At 56.5% G+C, this 19923-nt stretch carries 21 protein-coding genes; 12 read left to right on the top strand and 9 right to left on the bottom strand.

The genetic code is table 11. The features are described from left to right. Nucleotides 1-8 precede the first annotated feature (8 nt). The gene (rimJ, locus tag G9X48_RS02715; protein WP_004385224.1) at nucleotides 9-593 is read right to left on the bottom strand and encodes a ribosomal protein S5-alanine N-acetyltransferase; all 585 of its coding nucleotides are present in this window, start codon (nucleotides 591-593) and stop codon (nucleotides 9-11) included. A gap of 267 nt (nucleotides 594-860) precedes the next feature. Here rimJ and mdtH point away from each other — a divergent pair, with 267 nt between their 5' ends. The 9 genes from mdtH to G9X48_RS02670 all read left to right on the top strand — a co-directional run bounded on the left by mdtH (nucleotide 861) and on the right by G9X48_RS02670 (nucleotide 8263). After that, a complete protein-coding gene (gene mdtH / locus G9X48_RS02710; protein WP_097640873.1) occupies nucleotides 861-2069 on the top strand; it encodes a multidrug efflux MFS transporter MdtH in 1209 nt (402 codons plus the stop codon). A 74-nt stretch (nucleotides 2070-2143) separates the two neighbouring features. After that, on the top strand, nucleotides 2144-2791 hold the full coding sequence (gene grxB, locus G9X48_RS02705; protein WP_097640872.1) for a glutaredoxin 2: 648 nt from the start codon (nucleotides 2144-2146) through the stop codon (nucleotides 2789-2791). Nucleotides 2792-2909: 118 nt separating this feature from the next. Beyond that, nucleotides 2910-3470, top strand: coding sequence for a lipoprotein (locus tag G9X48_RS02700; protein ID WP_097640871.1), 561 nt, complete (start codon nucleotides 2910-2912; stop codon nucleotides 3468-3470). 128 nt (nucleotides 3471-3598) lie between these two features. Then, nucleotides 3599-4645: a dihydroorotase gene (gene pyrC, locus G9X48_RS02695; protein WP_097640870.1), complete on the top strand. Its 1047-nt coding sequence runs from the start codon at nucleotides 3599-3601 to the stop codon at nucleotides 4643-4645. A gap of 86 nt (nucleotides 4646-4731) precedes the next feature. Then, complete coding sequence (gene dinI / locus G9X48_RS02690) at nucleotides 4732-4977, top strand: DNA damage-inducible protein I (RefSeq protein WP_004385233.1); 246 nt, start codon at nucleotides 4732-4734, stop codon at nucleotides 4975-4977. A gap of 322 nt (nucleotides 4978-5299) precedes the next feature. Next, the gene (gene bssS, locus G9X48_RS02685; protein ID WP_007707814.1) at nucleotides 5300-5554 is read left to right on the top strand and encodes a biofilm formation regulator BssS; all 255 of its coding nucleotides are present in this window, start codon (nucleotides 5300-5302) and stop codon (nucleotides 5552-5554) included. Nucleotides 5555-5671: 117 nt separating this feature from the next. Further along, nucleotides 5672-6796 carry an N-methyl-L-tryptophan oxidase gene (solA, locus tag G9X48_RS02680; protein ID WP_097640869.1) on the top strand — a complete coding sequence of 375 codons (1125 nt, stop codon included), beginning with the start codon at nucleotides 5672-5674 and terminating at the stop codon, nucleotides 6794-6796. Between the two features lie 322 nt (nucleotides 6797-7118). Then, a complete protein-coding gene (locus G9X48_RS02675; protein ID WP_105629507.1) occupies nucleotides 7119-7673 on the top strand; it encodes a cytochrome b in 555 nt (184 codons plus the stop codon). Nucleotides 7674-7687: 14 nt separating this feature from the next. Then, nucleotides 7688-8263 carry a YceI family protein gene (locus G9X48_RS02670; RefSeq protein WP_007866757.1) on the top strand — a complete coding sequence of 192 codons (576 nt, stop codon included), beginning with the start codon at nucleotides 7688-7690 and terminating at the stop codon, nucleotides 8261-8263. Between the two features lie 55 nt (nucleotides 8264-8318). Here the strand turns inward: G9X48_RS02670 and G9X48_RS02665 are convergent, their stop codons facing one another. Then, complete coding sequence (locus tag G9X48_RS02665; RefSeq protein WP_097640868.1) at nucleotides 8319-9368, bottom strand: rhodanese-related sulfurtransferase; 1050 nt, start codon at nucleotides 9366-9368, stop codon at nucleotides 8319-8321. A 225-nt stretch (nucleotides 9369-9593) separates the two neighbouring features. Between G9X48_RS02665 and G9X48_RS02660 the strand changes: the two genes are divergently transcribed. Continuing rightward, nucleotides 9594-10514 carry a Kdo(2)-lipid IV(A) acyltransferase gene (locus tag G9X48_RS02660; protein WP_097640867.1) on the top strand — a complete coding sequence of 307 codons (921 nt, stop codon included), beginning with the start codon at nucleotides 9594-9596 and terminating at the stop codon, nucleotides 10512-10514. 130 nt (nucleotides 10515-10644) lie between these two features. Then, nucleotides 10645-11022 (top strand): MysB family protein, encoded by a 378-nt coding sequence (locus G9X48_RS02655; protein ID WP_004385241.1) that lies wholly within the window; start codon nucleotides 10645-10647, stop codon nucleotides 11020-11022. Between the two features lie 3 nt (nucleotides 11023-11025). Here the strand turns inward: G9X48_RS02655 and G9X48_RS02650 are convergent, their stop codons facing one another. The 3 genes from G9X48_RS02650 to mdoG all read right to left on the bottom strand — a co-directional run bounded on the left by G9X48_RS02650 (nucleotide 11026) and on the right by mdoG (nucleotide 15417). After that, nucleotides 11026-11253, bottom strand: coding sequence for a YceK/YidQ family lipoprotein (locus tag G9X48_RS02650; protein WP_004385242.1), 228 nt, complete (start codon nucleotides 11251-11253; stop codon nucleotides 11026-11028). A gap of 107 nt (nucleotides 11254-11360) precedes the next feature. Beyond that, nucleotides 11361-13889, bottom strand: coding sequence for a glucans biosynthesis glucosyltransferase MdoH (mdoH, locus tag G9X48_RS02645; RefSeq protein WP_004385243.1), 2529 nt, complete (start codon nucleotides 13887-13889; stop codon nucleotides 11361-11363). Next, nucleotides 13882-15417: a glucans biosynthesis protein MdoG gene (gene mdoG, locus G9X48_RS02640; protein WP_097640899.1), complete on the bottom strand. Its 1536-nt coding sequence runs from the start codon at nucleotides 15415-15417 to the stop codon at nucleotides 13882-13884. Before mdoG ends, mdoH begins: the two co-directional genes overlap by 8 nt. Nucleotides 15418-15690: 273 nt before the next feature. On the opposite strand from mdoG, the gene mdoC reads away from it, so the two are divergent. Next, a complete protein-coding gene (gene mdoC, locus G9X48_RS02635) occupies nucleotides 15691-16848 on the top strand; it encodes a glucans biosynthesis protein MdoC (RefSeq protein WP_085661396.1) in 1158 nt (385 codons plus the stop codon). Nucleotides 16849-16878: 30 nt separating this feature from the next. Here mdoC and G9X48_RS02630 read toward each other — a convergent pair whose 3' ends face one another. The 4 genes from G9X48_RS02630 to G9X48_RS02615 form a co-directional block, all read right to left on the bottom strand. Continuing rightward, complete coding sequence (locus G9X48_RS02630) at nucleotides 16879-18366, bottom strand: phospholipase D family protein (RefSeq protein ID WP_129559939.1); 1488 nt, start codon at nucleotides 18364-18366, stop codon at nucleotides 16879-16881. Further along, nucleotides 18299-18841, bottom strand: a complete 543-nt coding sequence (ymdB, locus tag G9X48_RS02625; protein ID WP_012125107.1) for an O-acetyl-ADP-ribose deacetylase — start codon at nucleotides 18839-18841, stop codon at nucleotides 18299-18301. The genes G9X48_RS02630 and ymdB overlap by 68 nt, the downstream gene beginning before the upstream one ends. 71 nt (nucleotides 18842-18912) lie before the next feature. Further along, a complete protein-coding gene (locus G9X48_RS02620) occupies nucleotides 18913-19218 on the bottom strand; it encodes a hypothetical protein (protein WP_097641550.1) in 306 nt (101 codons plus the stop codon). Between the two features lie 202 nt (nucleotides 19219-19420). Continuing rightward, entirely contained in the window at nucleotides 19421-19897 is a 477-nt protein-coding gene (locus G9X48_RS02615; protein WP_004385249.1) for a DUF1097 domain-containing protein, read from the bottom strand. Between the last annotated feature and the right edge of the window lie 26 nt (nucleotides 19898-19923).

Raw genomic sequence — 19923 nt, 5'->3', positions numbered from 1 at the left:
TTTTCTCCTCAGCGCCCCGGTGTCCATTCGCGCGCGGTGAGCGCGGTCAGCACGTGATCGCGCCAGACGCCGTCTATCAGTAAGTAATCTTTGGCATAGCCTTCTTTCTCAAACCCGAGGCGTGCCAGCAGATCGCCGCTGCGCTGGTTGTGCGGCATATAGTTAGCCATGATGCGGTGCATATGCTGGCTGCGCTGCATGTAGCGAATGGCGCTGGTGAGCGCTTCAAACATCAGCCCCTGCCCCTGCCACTTTTCGCCCAGCGAATAGCCAAGATAACAGGCGTGGAACGAGCCGCGCACCACATTGGAAAAGTTAGCGACGCCGCGGATTTCCGTTTCGTCCGGATCGAGCAGCGCAAAGTAAAAGGCGCTGCCCTGTTTGTGGAGTTCGTTGATCATGCCAAGCCGCGCCTGCCAGCCCGAGGGGTAGCAGTGGCTTTCATCACGGACAGGCTCCCAGGGCTTCAGAAACTGGCGGTTCTCGGCGTAGTAATCCGCCAGCCGCCATGCGTCGCGATCGTGCACCAGGCGCACTACCAGGCGATCGGTTGTTAATCTTACTTTCGGCACGTTACTTCGGTAGCCAAACATCGATACCCTGCTCCTTTCTCGGCATTATTCCTCACTCCAGCCCCGGACAGCGCGCCGTCGCGGGCATTACGTTTTACTATAACCGCGCCGAACAAAACAGTGAAAACAGCAACATGCCATTCTTTGACGCGCCACGCGGCCTGACGATGAATTTCATCAATCAATCATAGCGATCGATAAAAAAATATTGTCGCGCAAAACATCACCACCGCGCCCGTGAAGCCGTAAGATAGTGCGGTATCTTCGCTTTTTTTCCCGGGAGGGGAAATGTCCAGCGTGTCGCAGGCAAGGAGCTTGGGTAAGTATTTCCTGTTAATTGACAACATGCTCGTGGTTCTGGGCTTTTTCGTCGTCTTTCCGCTTATTTCCATCCGCTTTGTCGACAGCCTCGGCTGGGCCGCCCTCATGGTGGGCATCGCGCTCGGCCTGCGCCAGCTCGTTCAGCAAGGGCTTGGGATTTTCGGCGGTGCCATCGCTGACCGTCTGGGCGCGCGGCCAATGATCGTCACCGGTATGCTGCTGCGTGCGGCGGGCTTTGCGACGATGGCGGTGGCCCACGAACCGTGGGTGCTGTGGCTCTCCTGCGTGCTCTCCGGGCTTGGCGGCACGCTTTTCGACCCGCCGCGCTCGGCGCTGGTGGTGAAGCTGGTGCGTCCTCAGGAGCGCGGCCGCTTTTTCTCCCTGCTGATGATGCAGGACAGCGCCGGTGCCGTGACGGGCGCGCTTATCGGCAGCTGGCTGCTGCAATACGATTTCCGGCTGGTATGTGGCGTCGGTGCGCTGCTGTTTGTGCTTTGCGCGGGTTTTAACGCCTGGCTGCTGCCGGACTGGAAGCTCTCCACGGTGCGCACGCCGCTGCGCGAAGGCATGGGCCGCGTCCTGCGCGACAGGCGCTTCGTCACCTACGTGCTGACGCTGACCGGCTATTACATGCTGGCGGTGCAGGTGATGCTGATGCTGCCGGTGATGGTTAACGATATCGCGGGCGAACCGGCAGCGGTGAAATGGATGTACGCCATTGAAGCCGTGCTGTCGCTGACGCTGCTCTATCCGCTGGCGCGCTGGAGCGAAAAACGTTTTCGCCTTGAACAGCGCCTGATGGCCGGGCTGCTGGTGATGACGTTCAGCCTGGTGCCGATTGGCCTTGCAAGCAACCTGCAACAACTGTTTACCTTAATTTGCCTCTTTTATATCGGCTCGATTATCGCCGAACCGGCGCGTGAAACCCTGAGCGCGTCGCTCGCGGACGCCCGCGCGCGCGGCAGCTATATGGGCTTTAGCCGTCTTGGCCTCGCTTTTGGCGGCGCGCTCGGCTACGCGGGCGGCGGCTGGCTGTTTGACGCAGGCCGCGCGCTTAATACGCCGGAGCTGCCGTGGGCGATGCTGGGTGTGATAGGCGTCGGGACATTCCTGATGCTCTGGTGGCAGTTCAGCCAGAAGCGGCTCGCGCCGGGGCTTCTGGAGCAGGAAAGTTAAGACCGGGGAGCGTTTGCTCCCCCGCGTTTTCTCCTCCATACTTAAAAATCAGTCACCTGAGCAGGAGGAGAAACGTGAAGTTATATATTTACGATCACTGTCCGTTCTGTCTGAAAGCGCGCATGATTTTCGGGCTGAAAAACCTTCCGGTGGAGCTTATCGTGATGTCTAACGATGACGAAGCCACGCCCACCCGCATGATTGGCCAGAAGATGGCCCCGATTCTGCAAAAAGACGACAGCCGCTACCTGCCGGAAAGCATGGATATCGTTTACTACGTCGATAATCTCGACGGCAAACCGCTGCTCACCGGCAAGCGCAACCCGGCGATTGAAGAGTGGCTGCGCCGCGTTAACGGCTACGTTAACCGCCTGCTGCTGCCGCGCTTCGCCAAAGCGCCGTTCGATGAGTTCGCCACCCCCGAGGCGCGCCGTTACTTTACCGAGAAAAAAGAGGCGGCGATTGGGTCCTTTGAAGAGCACATGTCTCACTCCGCCGGGCTGATTAAAAACATCAGCGACGACCTGCGTGCGCTTGATAAACACATCGTTCAGCCGAACGCCGTGAACGGCGAGCTTTCTGAAGATGATATTCATCTCTTCCCGCTGCTGCGCAACCTGACGCTGGTTGCGGGCGTCAACTACCCTACCCGCGTCGCCGACTACCGCGACAACATGGCCAAGCAGACGCAAATTAATCTGCTGTCAAAAATGGCTATCTGACGACAGCGCCGGTGGCCTCCACCGGCGTTTTAAGCCGAATCCGCTTTTGCCGCTTCCACTGGCGGGGCATCCTGCTTTGTGTCAGGATCGCCCGACAGCACCAGAACGAGGGAAGCTTATGAAAAAAATGTTAGTCGCCGCAGCGCTTATCGTCAGCGGCTTGCTGGTGGGATGTAACCAGCTCACGCAATACACCGTCACCGAACAGGACATCAATCAGGCGCTACAAAAGCGCAATAACTACGCCAAAGATATCGGCGTGCCGGGCCTTGCCGACGCGCATATTGTCTTAACGAATCTGAACAGCGCCATTGGCCGCGAAGAGCCGAATAAAATCACGCTTAACGGCGATGCGAGCCTTGATATGACGTCGCTGTTCGGCAACCAGAAGGCGCTGGTGAAGCTCAAACTGAAAGCGCTGCCGACGTTCGATAAGGAGAAAGGCGCTATTTATCTGCGCGAAATGGAAGTGGTCGACAGCAGCATCACGCCGGAAAAAATGGCACCGGTGCTGGAAACGTTAATGCCGTATCTGAATAAATCCCTGCGCAGTTACTTTGAACAGCGTCCGGCCTATGTGCTGAGCGAAGACCGTACCAAAGGCGAAGCGCTGGCGAAAAAATTCGCCAAAGGGCTTGAAGTAAAACCAGGCGAAATCGTCATCCCGCTGACCGATTAACGCCACGCCGGGGGCGCAATGCCCCCGTTTTTTCAGGAAAAGGATGCAAAGGAAAACGTTTACGCTTATCCTTAGTGCCCGGCATAAAACCAGCCATTACTGACTGTTTCCCCAAGCCGGAGCCTTCCATGACTGCACAACCCCAGGTTTTAACTATCCGCCGCCCTGACGACTGGCATGTTCATCTGCGTGATGGCGACATGCTGAAAACCGTCGTGCCTTTTACCAGCGAAACTTACGGGCGCGCTATTGTCATGCCAAACCTGGCGCCGCCGGTCACGACCGTGGAAGCCGCTATCGCCTATCGCCAGCGCATTCTCGATGCCGTACCGGAAAACCACACGTTCGAACCGCTGATGACCTGCTACCTCACCGACACGCTGGATGCAGACGAGCTGGAGCGCGGTTTCCAGCAGGGCGTATTTACCGCCGCCAAGCTCTACCCGGCAAACGCCACCACCAACTCCAGCCACGGCGTCACCAGTGTCGATAACATTATGACGGTGCTTGAGCGCATGGAAAAACTCGGCATGCCGCTGCTGGTGCATGGTGAAGTGACGCACAGCGAGGTTGATATTTTCGATCGCGAAGCGCGGTTTATCGAGACGGTGATGGAGCCGCTCAGAAAGCGCCTGCCGGGCCTGAAAGTGGTATTTGAACATATCACCACTAAAGACGCCGCCGACTACGTGCGCGACGGGAATTCGCTGCTCGGCGCGACCATCACGCCGCAGCACCTGATGTTTAACCGCAACCACATGCTCGCAGGCGGCATTCGCCCGCATCTCTATTGCCTGCCGATCCTCAAGCGTAATGTGCATCAGCAGGCGCTGCGCGAGCTGGTCGCAAGCGGCTGTGAACGCGTGTTTCTCGGTACCGACTCCGCGCCTCACGCGCGCCATCGCAAAGAGACGAGCTGCGGCTGCGCAGGCTGTTTTAACGCCCCTTCCGCGCTCGGCGCATACGCCACCGTATTTGAAGAGATGAATGCACTGGCGCATTTTGAAGCGTTCGCCTCGCTGAACGGCCCGCGGTTTTACGGTCTGCCGGTGAATGAAGGCACCGTAACGCTGGTGCGCGAGGAGAGCGTTATGCCGGAAACTATCCCTATCGCCGACGACACGCTGGTGCCGTTCCTGGCGGGTGAAGCGGTACGCTGGACCGTAAAACGCTAAGCACGCGCTAAAAAAATCACGGCCCCCTGTTGCATGCCGCCCGGCAAAGCTGTATATATATACAGTATGATTAACAGGGGGTTGTTATGCGTATCGAAGTGACTATCGCCAAAACCACGCCGCTGCCGCCGGGTGCTATCGATGCGCTGGCCTGCGAGCTATCCCGCCGTATTGAAAGCCATTTTCCGGAAATGCCGAATCATGTGAGCGTGCGCTATGCCGCCGCTAATCAGCTGTCGGTTCTGGGTGGCGCGAAAGAAGATAAAGATCGCATCAGCGAAATTCTCCAGGAAACCTGGGAGAGCGCTGACGACTGGTTTACCACGGATTAACCCTCATTACTGTCTTCTCTATGGTGTCAGTTTTTCCGGGCTTCGCCGCCCGGCTTTTTTATTTGTAGCGCCTTTTTCTGCGATAGTCCGAATTTTTTCTTTTCAGCTGAAATCTCATTGATCCGTCCTCTTAACAAAAATTTGCGAATAATCTGCCGTTTTATTGTTCAGTTAATTCAAAATCTCGAAAAAAATGTGTGTCAGGGTATTTATTTCTGCCCCATTTTCCTTTATTGGTTGATATACTTTATTTGCTTCAGAGATAAGAAAACACGCATTGAACCTCATGAGTCGTTGTCTATAAACACGTATAAAGGGGGTTATGATGGAAAAAAATGAAGTAATACAGACGCATCCCCTTGTTGGATGGGACATCAGCACCGTCGACAGCTATGACGCACTGATGCTGCGGTTGCACTATCAATCCTCTCCGCAGGTGGATCGCGAAGCAACCGAAGTGGGCCAGACATTATGGCTAACGACCGATGTAGCAAGACAATTTATTTCCATCTTAGAAGCCGGCATTGCAAAAATTGAATCCGGTGAGTACCAGGAAAGCGATTATCGCAAGCACTGATACCGTGCTTTTCTTATAACGCAAAGGCACCCTCCGGGGTGCCTTTATTTTTTCGCGCTTGAGAATTGTCCTGCTCTTAATTACTCTGCTAATCAACGGTTTTCACGGAGTAATTTCATGGAATACGATCTGATTATCATCGGTAGCGGATCAACAGGCGCAGCGGCCGGTTATTACGCGACCCGCGCCGGGCTCAACGTATTAATGACAGACAGCGCCCATCCGCCCCATCAGGAAGGCAGCCACCATGGCGACACGCGCCTTATCCGCCATGCGTATGGCGAAGGCGAGCGTTATGTGCCGCTAGTGCTGCGCGCGCAGGCGCTGTGGGATGAGCTCGGCGACCTTGGCGGCGAGCGTATTTTCGAGCGGACCGGCGTGATTAATCTCGGCCCCACTGATTCCGCATTTCTGGCGAACGTCGCCGACAGCGCCGCGCGCTGGCAACTGCCGCTGGAGAAACTGACCGGTGAAGAGGTGATGACGCGCTGGCCGGAAATCCGTCTGCCGGAAAACTATCTCGGCCTGTTTGAACCCAACTCCGGCGTGCTGCGCAGCGAAAAAGCTATCGCCACCTATATCCGTCTCGCTGAAGAAGCGGGCTGCGCACAGCTTTTTAACTGCCCGGTGAGCGGTTTTGAGGCCACGGAAGATGGCGTTACCGTCACGACCGCCGATGGCGTCTATCGCGCCCGCAAGGCGCTTATCAGCGCCGGTACGTGGGTATCGCGCCTGGTGCCGGGGATTCCCGTGACGCCAGTGCGTAAAATCTTCGCCTGGTATCAGGCCGACGGACGCTACAGCGCCAATAACCGCTTTCCGGCCTTTACCGGCGAAATGCCAAACGGCGATCAGTTTTACGGGTTCCCGGCGGAAAATAACGAGCTGAAAATCGGCAAGCATAATGGCGGACAGGTCATTTCGAAGCCGGAAGAACGTGTACCATTTGGCGCGGTGGCGACCGACGGTTCAGAAGCGTTCCCGTTCCTGCGCCATTTCCTGCCGGGCATCGGCGGCTGTCTGTATGGCGCGTCATGCACCTATGACAACACGCCGGATGAAGATTTTATCATCGACACCCTGCCGGATATCCCAAATGTACTACTGGTCACGGGGTTGAGCGGCCACGGCTTTAAATTCGCCTCGGTGCTTGGGGAAATCGCCGCGCAGTTCGCAGCCGATAAACCTTATGATTTCGATCTGACGCCGTTTTCGCTCTCACGTTTTGCCACTTCTGCATGAGCAGGCAGCGGGCCGGGACGATTTCCTGGCCCGCGCCCTGACATTTCAATGTCAAAATTATTGATTTCCCGCTGACAAAACCTGATAAATCGCTAAACTATTTTGCTGCTAAACAATCCTGCCGCCTGCGGTGCTTGCTTTATAACCTAACCGGAATCCCTTATTCGCCTGCGCTATAGCGGTTTCAGCAATGAATAAGCGTTTTTTAAGGGACACATTTTTACATTCAAATTATTTGAATAATTTGTTTTGTTTTTTTGGTTTGCATTTCATTCCCCCAGACGCCACTGTTTGAGTCATTCTTACTGACGGATGCATAACCATGCAGTGGCGTAACTCACCTACTCGATACGGACATTTCTCGGTACTGCTTCACTGGCTGATGGCGCTGACGGTTTACGGCATGTTTGCGCTCGGGCTGTGGATGGTATCGCTCGGTTATTACGATGTCTGGTATCACCAGGCACCGGAAATTCACAAGAGTATCGGCATCATCCTGTTTATTTTCCTGCTGGTACGCGTGGTCTGGCGCTTTATCTCTCCGCCGCCGCCTCCGCTGGCCAGTTATTCGCGACTCACACATTACAGCGCTGTTGCAGTGCATGTGATGCTCTACCTGATCCTGTTGACGATCCTCATCAGCGGGTATCTGATTTCCACCGCCGAAGGCAAACCGATTTCCGTCTTCGGGCTGTTTGAAGTCCCTGCCCTGGTGAGCGGCGCAGGCGAGCAGGCCGATCTGGCTGGCGATATTCACCTGTGGCTCGCCTGGAGCGTGGTGCTGCTCTCCGTCGCACATGCCGCCGCCGCGCTGAAACACCATTTTGTCGACAAAGACGTCACCCTGAAGCGGATGCTCGGGAAAGCGTCACATTAACCATGGAGCGAAATATGAAGAAAAGCCTGCTGGGGGTCACTCTGGGTGCCCTGCTGTTCACCACCGGCTCAGCCGTTGCTGCCGACTATAAAATTGATAAAGAAGGCCAGCACGCCTTCGTTAACTTCCGTATCCAGCACCTGGGTTATAGCTGGCTGTACGGTACGTTCCGCGATTTCGACGGTTCGTTCACTTTCGATGAGAAAAACCCGGCGGCGGATAAAGTCAGCGTGACCATTAACACCAACAGCGTCGACACCAACCACGCCGAGCGCGATAAACACCTGCGCAGCGCGGAATTCCTGAACGTGGCGAAATTCCCGAAAGCGACCTTCACCTCCACCAGCGTGAAGAAAGATGGCGATGAGCTGGATATTACCGGCGATCTGACCCTGAACGGCGTAACCAAACCGGTCACCCTTGAAGCCAAACTGCTGGGCCAGGGTAAAGATCCGTGGGGCGGCGAGCGCGCGGGCTTTGAAGCGGAAGGCAAAATCAAACTCAAAGACTTCAACATCACGACCGATCTCGGCCCGGCGTCTCAGGACGTGGATCTGATTATTTCGGTAGAAGGCGTGAAGCAGAAGTAATTCGCTTCTGGCGAAAAAAAACCGGTCAGCTGACCGGTTTTTTTATGCCTGCGGGTTATTCCGGGTCCGGAATACCAAGCGTGGTGTTAAGACGCCCGCGGGATTTATTAAAGATTTTATTGCCGTTCTCACGCCCTGCGCGGCGGTGGCGCTGCTCCTCTTCCGGCAGCGACATCTCTTCTTTACAGAGCTCGCTGCAACAGCCAGAAAACTTCTCGGCACAAGCCGGGCACTGGATGAACAGCAGGTGGCAGCCGTCGTTTTTACAGTTGGTGTGGCTGTCGCACGGCGCGCCGCACTGATGGCAGTGCGCGATCACGTCGTCAGAGATACGCTCACCCATACGTTCGTCAAACACGAAGTTTTTACCGACGAAACGCACCGGCAGCCCCTGTTCGCGCGCTTTGCGGGCGTATTCGATGATGCCGCCTTCAATATGCCAGACTTTCTGGAAACCGTTGTGACGCATAAACGCGCTCGCCTTCTCACAGCGGATGCCGCCGGTGCAGTACATGACAATTTTCTTGTCTTTGTACTCCTGCATCATCTCGACGGCTTTCGGCAGCTGTTCACGGAACGTATCCGCCGGGATCTCCAGCGCGTTTTCAAAATGGCCCACTTCATATTCGTAGTGGTTACGCATATCGATAAACACGGCGTCCGGATCGTCAAGCATGGCGTTCACTTCCGCCGCCTTGAGATATTCGCCCACGTCGCTCGCGTCAAAGGTCGGATCGTCAATGCCGTCCGCCACGATGCGGTCACGCACTTTCATGCGCAGCACCCAGAAGGATTTCCCGTCGTCATCCAGGGCAATGTTCAGGCGCACGCCATTGAGCGCCGGATGAAAGCCATACAGCGCGGCGCGAAACGCCTCGACGTTGCTTTCAGGAACGCTTATCTGCGCGTTGATGCCTTCATGGGCAAGATAGATACGGCCAAAGACATTCAGCGCGGTGAACGCCTGCCAGAGCGCGTCGCGCGTGGCCTTCGGATCGTCGATGGTGAAATACTTATAGAATGAGATGGTGGTGCGCGGCTCGGTTTCGGCGAGCATGCGCGCCCTCAGTTCCTCATTCGATATGCGGTTGTGTAACACTGGCATGGTGTACGTTCCTGCTATCGGTGGGGGAATAAATAACGGCCGGCATCATATAGCAATTACCGTTAATTTACATCCTTACATTTTACGCTACATTTTCCACACCTTACCTGTGAGTGATCTTCAGTCAGGCATCGCGGCGCGAAAGGCAGAGAATTTTGGTCGTTCGCAAAAAAATGTCACAATACGGGCCGTGAAAGGGCTTCGCCTGCAATTAATGGAATTTTCATGACGCATTTACCGCAATTTTCTCGCGCACTGCTGCACCCCCGTTACTGGCTGACCTGGCTTGGCATTGGCCTGCTGTATCTTGTCGTGCTGCTGCCCTACCCGGTTATCTGGCGGCTCGGCCACGGCCTGGGACGTATTGCGAAGCGGCTGATGAAGCGCCGCGCACGCATTGCCCACCGCAACCTTGAGCTCTGCTTTCCTGATATGAGCGACGCCGAGCGCGAGGCGCTGGTGGTGAAGAACTTTGAATCGGTCGGTATGGGGCTGATGGAAACCGGCATGGCCTGGTTCTGGCCCAACTGGCGCGTCGAGCGCTGGACAGAGGTGTCCGGCGTGGAACCCGTGAAAGCGCTGCTGGCGCAAAAACAGGGCATTTTGCTTATCGGCGTGCATTTTCTGACGCTTGAGCTTGGCGCGCGCATCTTCGGGATGCATACGCCGGGCATCGGGGTCTATCGCCCGAACGACAACCCCCTGCTCGACTGGCTGCAAACCTGGGGCCGTCTGCGCTCCAATAAAACGATGCTCGACCGTAAGGATCTCAAAGGGATGATCAAGGCGCTGAAAGGCGGCGAGATCATCTGGTATGCGCCGGACCATGACTACGGCCCGCGAAACAGCGTGTTTGTGCCATTTTTCGCAGTCGATCAGGCCGCCACGACGTCCGGCACCTGGATGCTCGCGAAAATGTCGAAGGCCTGCATCGTGCCGTTCGTGCCGCGCCGTAAAGCGGACGGCAGCGGCTACGAACTGATTGCGCTGGAGCCGGAGTGCGCGCCGCCGCTTGGCAGCGCCGAAGAGACCGCCGCCTGGATGAATAGCATCGTTGAGAAGTGCATTCTGATGGCGCCGGATCAATATATGTGGCTGCACCGCCGCTTTAAAACGCGCCCGGAAGGCGTGCCGTCCCGCTACTAAACCTTTTCGCCCGCCGTGCCTTAGGCGCGTGCGGGCCTCGCCCCTTCCAAATTTTTTCCATTCATACTTGCAAACCGCAATCTTCGACTATTCTTTCCTGAAACAACCATGTCCGTTCAGGGAGAAAGCTATGACTATGTACGCCACGCTTGAAGAAGCCATTGACGCAGCACGCGAAGAGTTCCTCGCCGCGAATCCGGGAGTTGAGGAAGAGGACGCGGTTGTCGAGCTGTTCAATATGCAAAAATATGTGCTGCAGGACGGGGAGATCATGTGGCAGGCAGAATTCTTCGCCGATGAAACCGACGAAGGCGACTGCCTGACCGTGTTAACCGGCGATGCCGCACAGAGCGTGTTTGACGGCGATTTCGATGAGATTGAGCTGCGCCAGGAGTGGCAGGAAGAAAATACCCTGCATGAATGGGATGAGGGCGAATTTCAGCTGGAGCCGCCGCTGGACACCGAAGAGGGACGCACCGCGGCGGATGAGTGGGACACCACCCGCTAAGCGTTACTCATACGGGCCGTGATGCATATCAACCGGCAACAGCAGCGTATCGAAGATAAGTGAAAACGGCAGGTCGAGCATCAGGATAAAACGCCACGGCCTGTCGCGCACATCCCACTGCACGCCGGGGTAATACTGGTTGCCATGCCCCTGCCCCGGCACGGCGCGACTGATGATGCTGCCACAACCGCAGAGCATCCAGACGGCAAGCAGAACGGCGATAATTCTCAAAGGCGACCTCGCGTTTTAACGTTATGTATGCAGTATAACAGCCCGTCCTGCGGGCAAAAAAATGCCGGCCTTAATGGCCGGCATTTTCATTTCACTACGCTTAACGCTTACGGCGTGCTTAATGCCTGCGGGTTAAGCTTCAGCGTCTCATAATGATTTACCCAGGATGAATAGCGCTCCGGGTGTGCCCAGACGCGGTAGTGCATACGCGCCATCGTAACCGGATCGCTCAACAGTACCAGACGGCGGTCGCGGTTCAGTTTCTCCGGCGTATCGTTCAGCGCCTGCTCGACATGACGATCGCGGGCAATTTCCAGCACGTGGCTTGCGCGGTGACGCGCGGTCGCCATGGCGGTTGCCAGCGCGTTAAACGACGGATGGAACACCGCGTGCATAAAGCCATCGTCCAGTGAACGGCTTCGGTTGAGCACCAGATAACGGTCGGTATCCACCAGCACCTGCGGCGGCGAATACTCTTCCGGGATCAGGAACAGCTTCCAGCGTTTGGTGCGCAGGCCGACGGTCGCGCGGCTCGAAATCACCGACACAAACGGCGACAGGATAAGCGAGAACACGATAGGCGCCAGCCAGAACAGGAAGCGCAGATCAAGCCACGCCATGCCGACCGCCCACACCAGCCCCAGCAACAGCTGAGAGCCATGACGCATGAACGCTTCGCTCCACGGGGTGGAGTCGTCGTCGCGCTGCGGCGAGTTCCAGACCACTTCCCAGCCAAGGAACGCGCTCACCACAAACACGGTGTGGAACAGCATACGCACCGGCGCCAGCAGTACCGAAAACAGCACTTCCAGCAGCAGAGAGAGCGTCACGCGCAGGAAACCGCCGTATTCTTTCGGGCCTTTACACCAGATGAGAATGACGCTCAAAAGCTTCGGCAGGAACAGCAGCACCATCGTTGAAGCAAACAGCGCTATCGCGAGCTCAGGACGCCACTGCGGCCACACCGGGAAGAGCTGACGCGGCTGGAGGAAGTATTGCGGCTCGGTGAGCGCGTGTACTACCTGCAATGCCGTCGAGAGCGCCAGGAACAGGAACCAGAGCGGCGCTGACAGATAAGACATCACGCCCGTCAGGAACACCGCGCGGTGAACCGGGTGCATCCCTTTAACAAGGAACAGACGGAAGTTCATCAGGTTGCCATGACACCAGCGACGGTCGCGCTTAAGCTCATCCAGCAGGTTCGGCGGCAGCTCTTCATAAGAGCCCGGCAGATCGTAGGCAATCCATACGCCCCAGCCTGCACGACGCATCAGCGCCGCTTCCACAAAGTCGTGGGAGAGGATAGAGCCTGCGAAAGAGCCCTCGCCCGGGAGCGGTGCCAGCGCACAGTGCTCGATAAACGGCTTCACGCGGATAATCGCGTTATGGCCCCAGTAGTGCGATTCGCCCAGTTGCCAGAAGTGCAGGCCGGCGGTAAACAGAGGCCCGTAAACGCGTGTTGCAAATTGCTGGCAGCGAGCATAGAGCGTGTCCATCCCGGAGGCTTTCGGCGACGACTGGATGATCCCGGCGTTCGGGTTCGCTTCCATCAGACGCACCAGACCGGTCAGACAGTCGCCCGTCATCACGGAGTCGGCGTCCAGCACCACCATGTAGCTGTACTGGTTGCCCCAGCGGCGGCAGAAATCGTCGATGTTGCCGCTTTTACGCTTCACACGACGGCGACGGCGGCGATAGAAAATCTGCCCTTCGCCCTGCACTTCGGCAATCAGCTCCATCCAGGCTTTCTGCTCGGCAACGCAGATATCCGGATTGTAACTGTCGCTCAGGATATACACGTCGAAGTGCGCCTGCTGGCCGGTGGCTTTCACCGACTCCCAGGTGGCGCGCAGGCCCGCGAAGACGCGATCCACGTCTTCGTTACAGATAGGCATGATAAGCGCAGTGCGGTGCTCAGGGTTTATCGGCTCGTCGCCCACCGTCGAGGCGGAGATGCTGTACTTATCTTTACCGATAAGCAGCTGCAAAAAGCCCATCAGCGCCGTCCAGAACCCGGCGCTCACCCAGCAGAACAGGATAGCGAACAGGATAAGGATGCCGCTTTGCAGCACATACGGCAGCAGTTGCATCAGCGACACCAGCCAGTCCTGGCCCATCATGTCCGCCGGATTGATCAGCGCCCAGCCCTGATACGGCAGAATGGTTTTCATATACCAGGTGGCGACGACGGTCTGAGAGAGCGTCAGCAGCAGCAGAATGTAACGGCGGATGGTGCCGACCGTACGCCATTTCTGCTCCGCGGCGCGCTCTTCTTTCGTCAGCCCCGCCATGTAGCGCGGCAGCACTTCACGACCGCGCAGACGGTCCCAGAAGCGCCCAATCGGGTTGGTGCGCCACGGGTCCGGGAACATGGAGGAACGTGTTGCCTTTGGCATGGCCTGGATCTGGGTGCGGCCTTCATCGTCTTTGATCAGTTGATCGCCCTTGAGCGAGTCTGACCAGCGCTGTTCGAGACGCGTTTTCACCGAGCCCAGCGGGGAATCATCCTCGCGGGCCCAGACGCGCCCTTCAGCGTCCAGCGCCTGATGAAGGGCCTGCATGTCCGATGTCGGCAGCGCCGCTTTCTCAGCGTCAGAAAGCGGCAGCAGGTCGATATACTCAGTAGACTTATTCATTGGCAGGTAGCTGATAGCTCCAGGTTTCACTCAGCGGCTGGTCGCCATTCACAAGGGCAGCGCGCATTTCAGTGGTTTTCTTGGCGTCTTTGATTTTCACGCGAAGCGTCATACGCCAACCTTTGGTGACCGGGTTGTAGCGCACGCTGTTTTCTACGATTTCGCCGTTATCGCCAATGCTCGCCTGAGCGGTCACCGGCGTGTTGTCCGGCAGCTTTTGCATTTCGGTGCCGGTGAAATCCACCACAAACGCGATGGTACCGTCCGGCTGACGAATGAGATTGGACTGTTTCACATCGCCCGTGGAACGACGCGTCTGCAGCACCCACGCGTTTTCCGGCGCGTGCAGTTTGTCTTCGTCACGGCTAAAGGTGATGGTGTATTTGAAATTCATCTCCTTGCCCGGATCCGGCAGCTGATCCGGCGTCCAGTAAGCGACGATGTTATCGTTGGTTTCGTCGTTGGTTGGAATTTCCACCAGCTCGATTTTGCCTTTCCCCCACTGCCCTTGCGGGGTGACCCACGCGCTCGGACGCAGATCGTAGCGGTCGTCAATATCTTCAAAACGGGAGAACTGACGGCCACGCTGCAACAGGCCAAAGCCCTGCGGGTTTTCGGTGGTAAACGTGCTGACCGCGAGATGTTTCGGGTTATTCAGCGGACGCCAGATCCACTCGCCGTTACCGGCGTGCAGGGAAAGACCGTTGGAGTCATGCAGTTCCGGGCGGTAGTTAGTCGCCGGCGACGGCTGGTTCGGCCCGAAGAGGAACATGCTGGTCAGCGGTGCAACGCCCAGTTTGCCCACTTTATCGCGAAGGTAGACTTTCGACTGTACATCCACAACCGTATCGCGACCGGGGGTGATGATGAAGCGATAGGCGCCAGTCGCGCGCGGAGAATCCAGCAGCGCGTAAATCGTCAGGCGTTTGTCGGTCGGTTTAGGACGCTCAATCCAGAACTCGCGAAAGCGCGGGAACTCTTCGCCAGAGGGCAGCGCGGTGTCGATAGCCAGACCGCGCGCGGAAAGCCCGTACACCTGGCCCTGACCAATCACGCGGAAGTAGCTCGCGCCGAGCATGCTGACGATTTCGTCGTTTTTATCTTTGCTGTTGATCGGGTAGAGCACTTTGAAACCAGCAAAGCCCAGATCTTTAACCGTATCTTTGTCGTGCTGCACATTACCGAAATTGAAATAATCCGGGCTGTACTTAATTTTGCGAACCGTATTGGCCGTCACCTCGTTAAGGGCAACCGGCGTGTCGAAGTACATACCCTGATGGTAGAATTCAAGCTTGAACGGGGTTTTGATTTTGCTCCAGTAGGCTTTGTCGTGATTGAACTGGATCTGTTGGTAGTCCGCGTATTTCATATCGCGGAAAACGGAGGGCAGGTTGCTTTTCGGCGCTTCATAGCTTTTTCCCGCTAAGGATTTCGCCTGTTTTGCGACGTCGTCGATAGTGAAGGCCCAACCTGAAGTGGTATAAAGTGACAACATCACTGCTGCACCCAGCCAACCCATTTTCATCATCTGTGTTTTATGTTTCATATAACTAAGCACTTCCCCCTTTGTGTGCTTAAATCAATCCGATCCATTTTAATGGAAACTTGCGGTTTCCGACAACACAATCCCCGCTTTGTTCAGCACGTCGGTTCAGCGATTAAGCAAATGAATGCGCGCCATTTTCGCTTTGCGAATTTGTCCTGGAGACTGTGTCGCGGCCTTCCTGTAGGGTGGGGGCCGAATCTAAAACAGAATCAGCCTGAGGGATAAGGCGAATAGTCCGAGATTTTATGGAGTGATATGACGACACCAACACAGAGAGAATTTTTTCTCGATTCCATACGCGCATGGTTGATGCTCCTTGGCATCCCGTTTCATATTTCGCTGATCTATTCCACGCATCAGTGGCACGTTAACAGCCTGACGCCCTCTGAAGGCCTGACAGTGTTCAATGACTTCATCCACGCCTTCCGCATGCAGGTCTTCTTTGTTATTTCAGGATATTTTTCCTACATGCTGTTCCTGCGTTACCCAAGAAAACGCTGGTGGAAAGTACGCGTGGAGCGTGTCGGCATTCCGATGCTGACCGCGATCCCCTTGCTCACACTGCCGCAATTTTTGATGCTGCAATATGTCAAAGGCCGCGCCGATAGCTGGCATACGCTTTCCGGTTACGACAAATACAATACGCTGGTGTGGGAACTCACGTCGCATTTATGGTTTTTGTTAGTGCTGGTGGTTTTCACGACGCTCGGTCTGCTGATATTTCAGTGGATAAAAAACGTCCCGGAAGAAAAAAGCGCGGCGCTGGCTGAACGACTGACATTAGGAAAACTCTCAGCGTTGTTTTTACTTTTTGGCGTCGCGTTTGCTGCTTTGCGCCGTTTTATTTTTATCGTCTATGCGCCGATATTAAGCGACGGGCTGTTTAATTTTGTGGTGATGCAGACCCTGTTTTATTCGCCGTTTTTTATTCTCGGCGCGCTGGCGTTTAAACACGCCTCGCTGAAAAACCGTTTTACGACGTTCTCGCCTGGCTGCGCGGTGGGCTCGACCGTGGCCTTTGTCGCCTATCTGCTGAACCAGCGATACGGCAGCGGCGACGCCTGGATGTATGAAACTGACAACGTTATTAGCATGCTGATGGGCCTGTGGATGGTGAATGTGGTGTTCTCGCTCGGCCACCGCCTGCTGAATTTCAAATCGGCGCGGGTCACCTACTTTGTTAACGCTTCGCTGTTTATCTATCTGGTGCACCACCCGCTGACGCTGTTCTTCGGCGCGTATATCACGCCGCACATTCACTCTAACGCGCTGGGCTTTATCGCAGGCCTGGTGTTTGTGATTGGCATTGCGGTGGCGCTGTATGAGGCCCATCTGCGCATTCCGCTACTACGCTTTCTGTTCTCAGGCAAGCCGCAAAATAAAACCCCGTCGCCGGGTACCGCGACGGGGTGATAGTGACACGCGCCCTCGCGGCGCGTGCTTTCAGAGCATCCACTCAACCGGCAGACGATACACAAGGCGCACCAAAAGGCGCTGCCAGAAGCGCGTTTTCGGCTCCTTTTTCCAGACAATCTCCTGACCGTCTTTCTCTTCTATCCAGTTGATGCGCCCCCAGCGGTCAAGACGTAGCGCCCAGGCCGCCTCGCGCCGCGTACGCGTAAAGCGCTTATGAATCGCGCCCGCCAGCGTTTCGCTTTCAATCACAAAACCCATTTCGGTATTGAGCATCGCCGAGCGCGGATCGAAATTAAACGAGCCGATAAACACCTGATTTCCATCGACGCTGAAGGTTTTGGCATGCAGGCTGGAGCCGGAATTGCCGGTCAGCCCGCGGTCATGCGGTACACGCCCGGCCTCACGCGTCGGTTTCAGCTCATACAGTTCGACGCCGTGACGCAGCAGTTTTTTACGCCAGCGTGCGTACCCCGCGTGAACGACCGCGACATCGTTCGCCGCCAGCGAATTGGTGAGTATGGCGATCCTCACGCCTTTACGACGCAGCGCCAGTAGCATCGCCACGCCGCCGCGTGTCGGCACAAAATAGGAGGAGATGATATCGAACTGCGATTTGGGCTCGCCGATGTGCGTCATCATGCGCTGCGGAAGGAGGGTATGTCGGCGCGCTCTCCCCTGCCCTTTGCGCGGATCGTCGCTTAACAGCCGCGTTTTGGCCCACACAAGCGGGAGCGTGCGTGTTTCGATATAGCTCGCAAAACGCGTACTCTCCAGACGCTCAAGGTAGCGCTGCGCCACCGGATCGTCCTTCCAGTGCGGCGGCAACTGCACGCGGGCGTCTATCTCTTCGTCCTTGACGTCCAGCACGTTATCCAGCGTCGAGACTGACCGGCTGCGCCAGTAGCGCTCGAAATCCTGTGTGACCTCCGCCACCACCGGGCCAATCGCCAGCACGTCGAGATCGGAGAACAGCGGCTGTTCGCCTGCCCCAAAATAGGCATCGCCGACGTTGCGCCCGCCAATGATCGTCACTTCGCCATCCACCGTGAAGCTTTTGTTATGCATCCGGCGGTTGAGCCTGGCGAAATCGGTGAGATAACCGAGCGCGCGTAGCGTTCGAAAAGAGAAAGGGTTAAAAAGACGGATTTCAATATTCGGATGGGCATTCAGCAGCCGCAGCGTGCTGTCCATGCCCACCGTATTGTTATCATCCAGCAGAATACGCACCCGCACGCCGCGTCGCGCCGCCGCCAGCAGTGCGCCAAACAGCAACCGCCCGGACATATCGTCTTCCCAGATATAGTACTGGACGTCGATAGTCTGCTCCGCCATCTCCGCCAGCAGGTAGCGGGCGGCGAAGGCGTCGAGGCTGTCATCAAGCGGATGTAAACCACTGTGGTTGGGGTGCTGCGCCGTCGTCGGGGCGATAGCGCGTCCGAGCCGGGTGTTATGCGCCCGGCTGTTCGTCGTATTGTCCCAGTAACCGCTGGTAAAGCAGGAAGTTTTCTTCGTCATAGCAGACAAAGTATACCTGCTTCGGTTGAGGGTGCCTGGTGAGATAGTCTGAAACGGTCTCAAAGGCGATTTGCGCCGCTGCCGCTTTCGGGTAACCGTAGATACCGGTGCTGATCGCCGGGAACGCCACACTGTTGTAACCATTGGCGGCGACAAGCTGAAGACTGTTGCGATAGGCATCCGCCAGCAGTTGCGGTTCGTTATCCTGCCCCCCGCGCCAGACCGGGCCCACCGTATGTACGACGGCTTTCGCGGCGAGATCGCCCGCTTCAGTTATCACCGCGTGGCCTGGCTGACATTCGCCCTGCTGCTGGCGCACCTGCCTGCAGGCGGCGAGTAGCGCCGGTCCGGCGGCACGATGAATTGCGCCATCCACCCCGCCGCCGCCCATCAATGAGGGATTGGCGGCGTTGACGATAACGTCGACATCGATGAGGGTGATATCACCCTGCACCACATTGATACGTCCGGACATACTTCTCTCCTGACCATTTGTGTTCCCTAAAGTGTAGAACAGCACACCGGGAGGCTGCCGCCAAAACCTGCTTAACGGTAGGTCAGTGTCAGGATACCCATCGTATGCGAGGGATTGAGGTAATCGAGGCGGCTGTGCACCCACTCAGAATGGCGTTCGCGTACACCCGAGCCGCGCAGAGAGAGCGTCTGTCGGTACATCTTAGTGCCATGCGAGCACGATACTTCAATGTGCGTCGTCTGGTGCGCGACCGCACAGCCTTCTTCAACAATCGCGCCATGAAAGGTAATCGTTCCAACCGACTGCGCCAGGGTTGCGCCAGAGAAAGATGCAAGTGCAGCGCTAATAGCGGCAATACGCAATGACGTAAAGATCATAATAGTTCCCCTGAGGTATTGTTATTTTAACTTACTATTAACATATAAATTACAATTAAAGATCAGGGAAGAGGCCAGAGCAAAAAAAGTGAGGGATGGGGAATGAGTAAAGCGCTTAATCAGGACTAACAGAGCTTAAGGAAAACGGAACACGGCAGCGTCAAGGCGAAAAACAATAAAACCCGCCTAAGCGGGTTTTATTTCACTCAGCAACCGTGGTGCTTTTTGGCGCTGCGCGTCCGGCAAGCCATTGCCCACTCGCTTTCATCGCTACGCCAAAGAGCAGGCCCAGCAGCAGCGCGGGCAGCACGCTTTTCCAGTCGCCCTGTGCGGCAAACGTGGCGCAGGCACCGATAAACGTCCCTGGAACAAAACTGAGTAGCGTCTGGCGCGACTGAATACACATTAGAAACGCCACTACACCGGTCATGGCGTAGCTTAACCACGTGATTCCAGGCGCTACAGCGCTACCGGCGATAATTACCTGCGCCCACAGCACACCGCTGCCAAGCGTAAAGAGAATAGTCAGAAAGCCAGTAACGCCGCCTTTGGGGCTGGCGAACCAGGCCGTACAGCCGAGAAAGCCTGCCCAGGAAGGCAGGCCGAGTGCGACGGCGGCCCACGCCCAGAGGGCGGAAAGCAGGCCAGTCGTTAATGCGAGAGAAAAGTGTCTGTTCATGGCGGCGTATCTTAACAAAACGCCGC

Origin of the sequence: Cronobacter sp. HA18006, from assembly GCF_011605445.1 — a bacterium.
Classification (GTDB): Bacteria; Pseudomonadota; Gammaproteobacteria; order Enterobacterales; family Enterobacteriaceae; genus Cronobacter; species Cronobacter sakazakii.
Note: the sequence above shows the minus strand (reverse complement) of the source record. Positions and strands in the feature narration are given on the sequence as shown.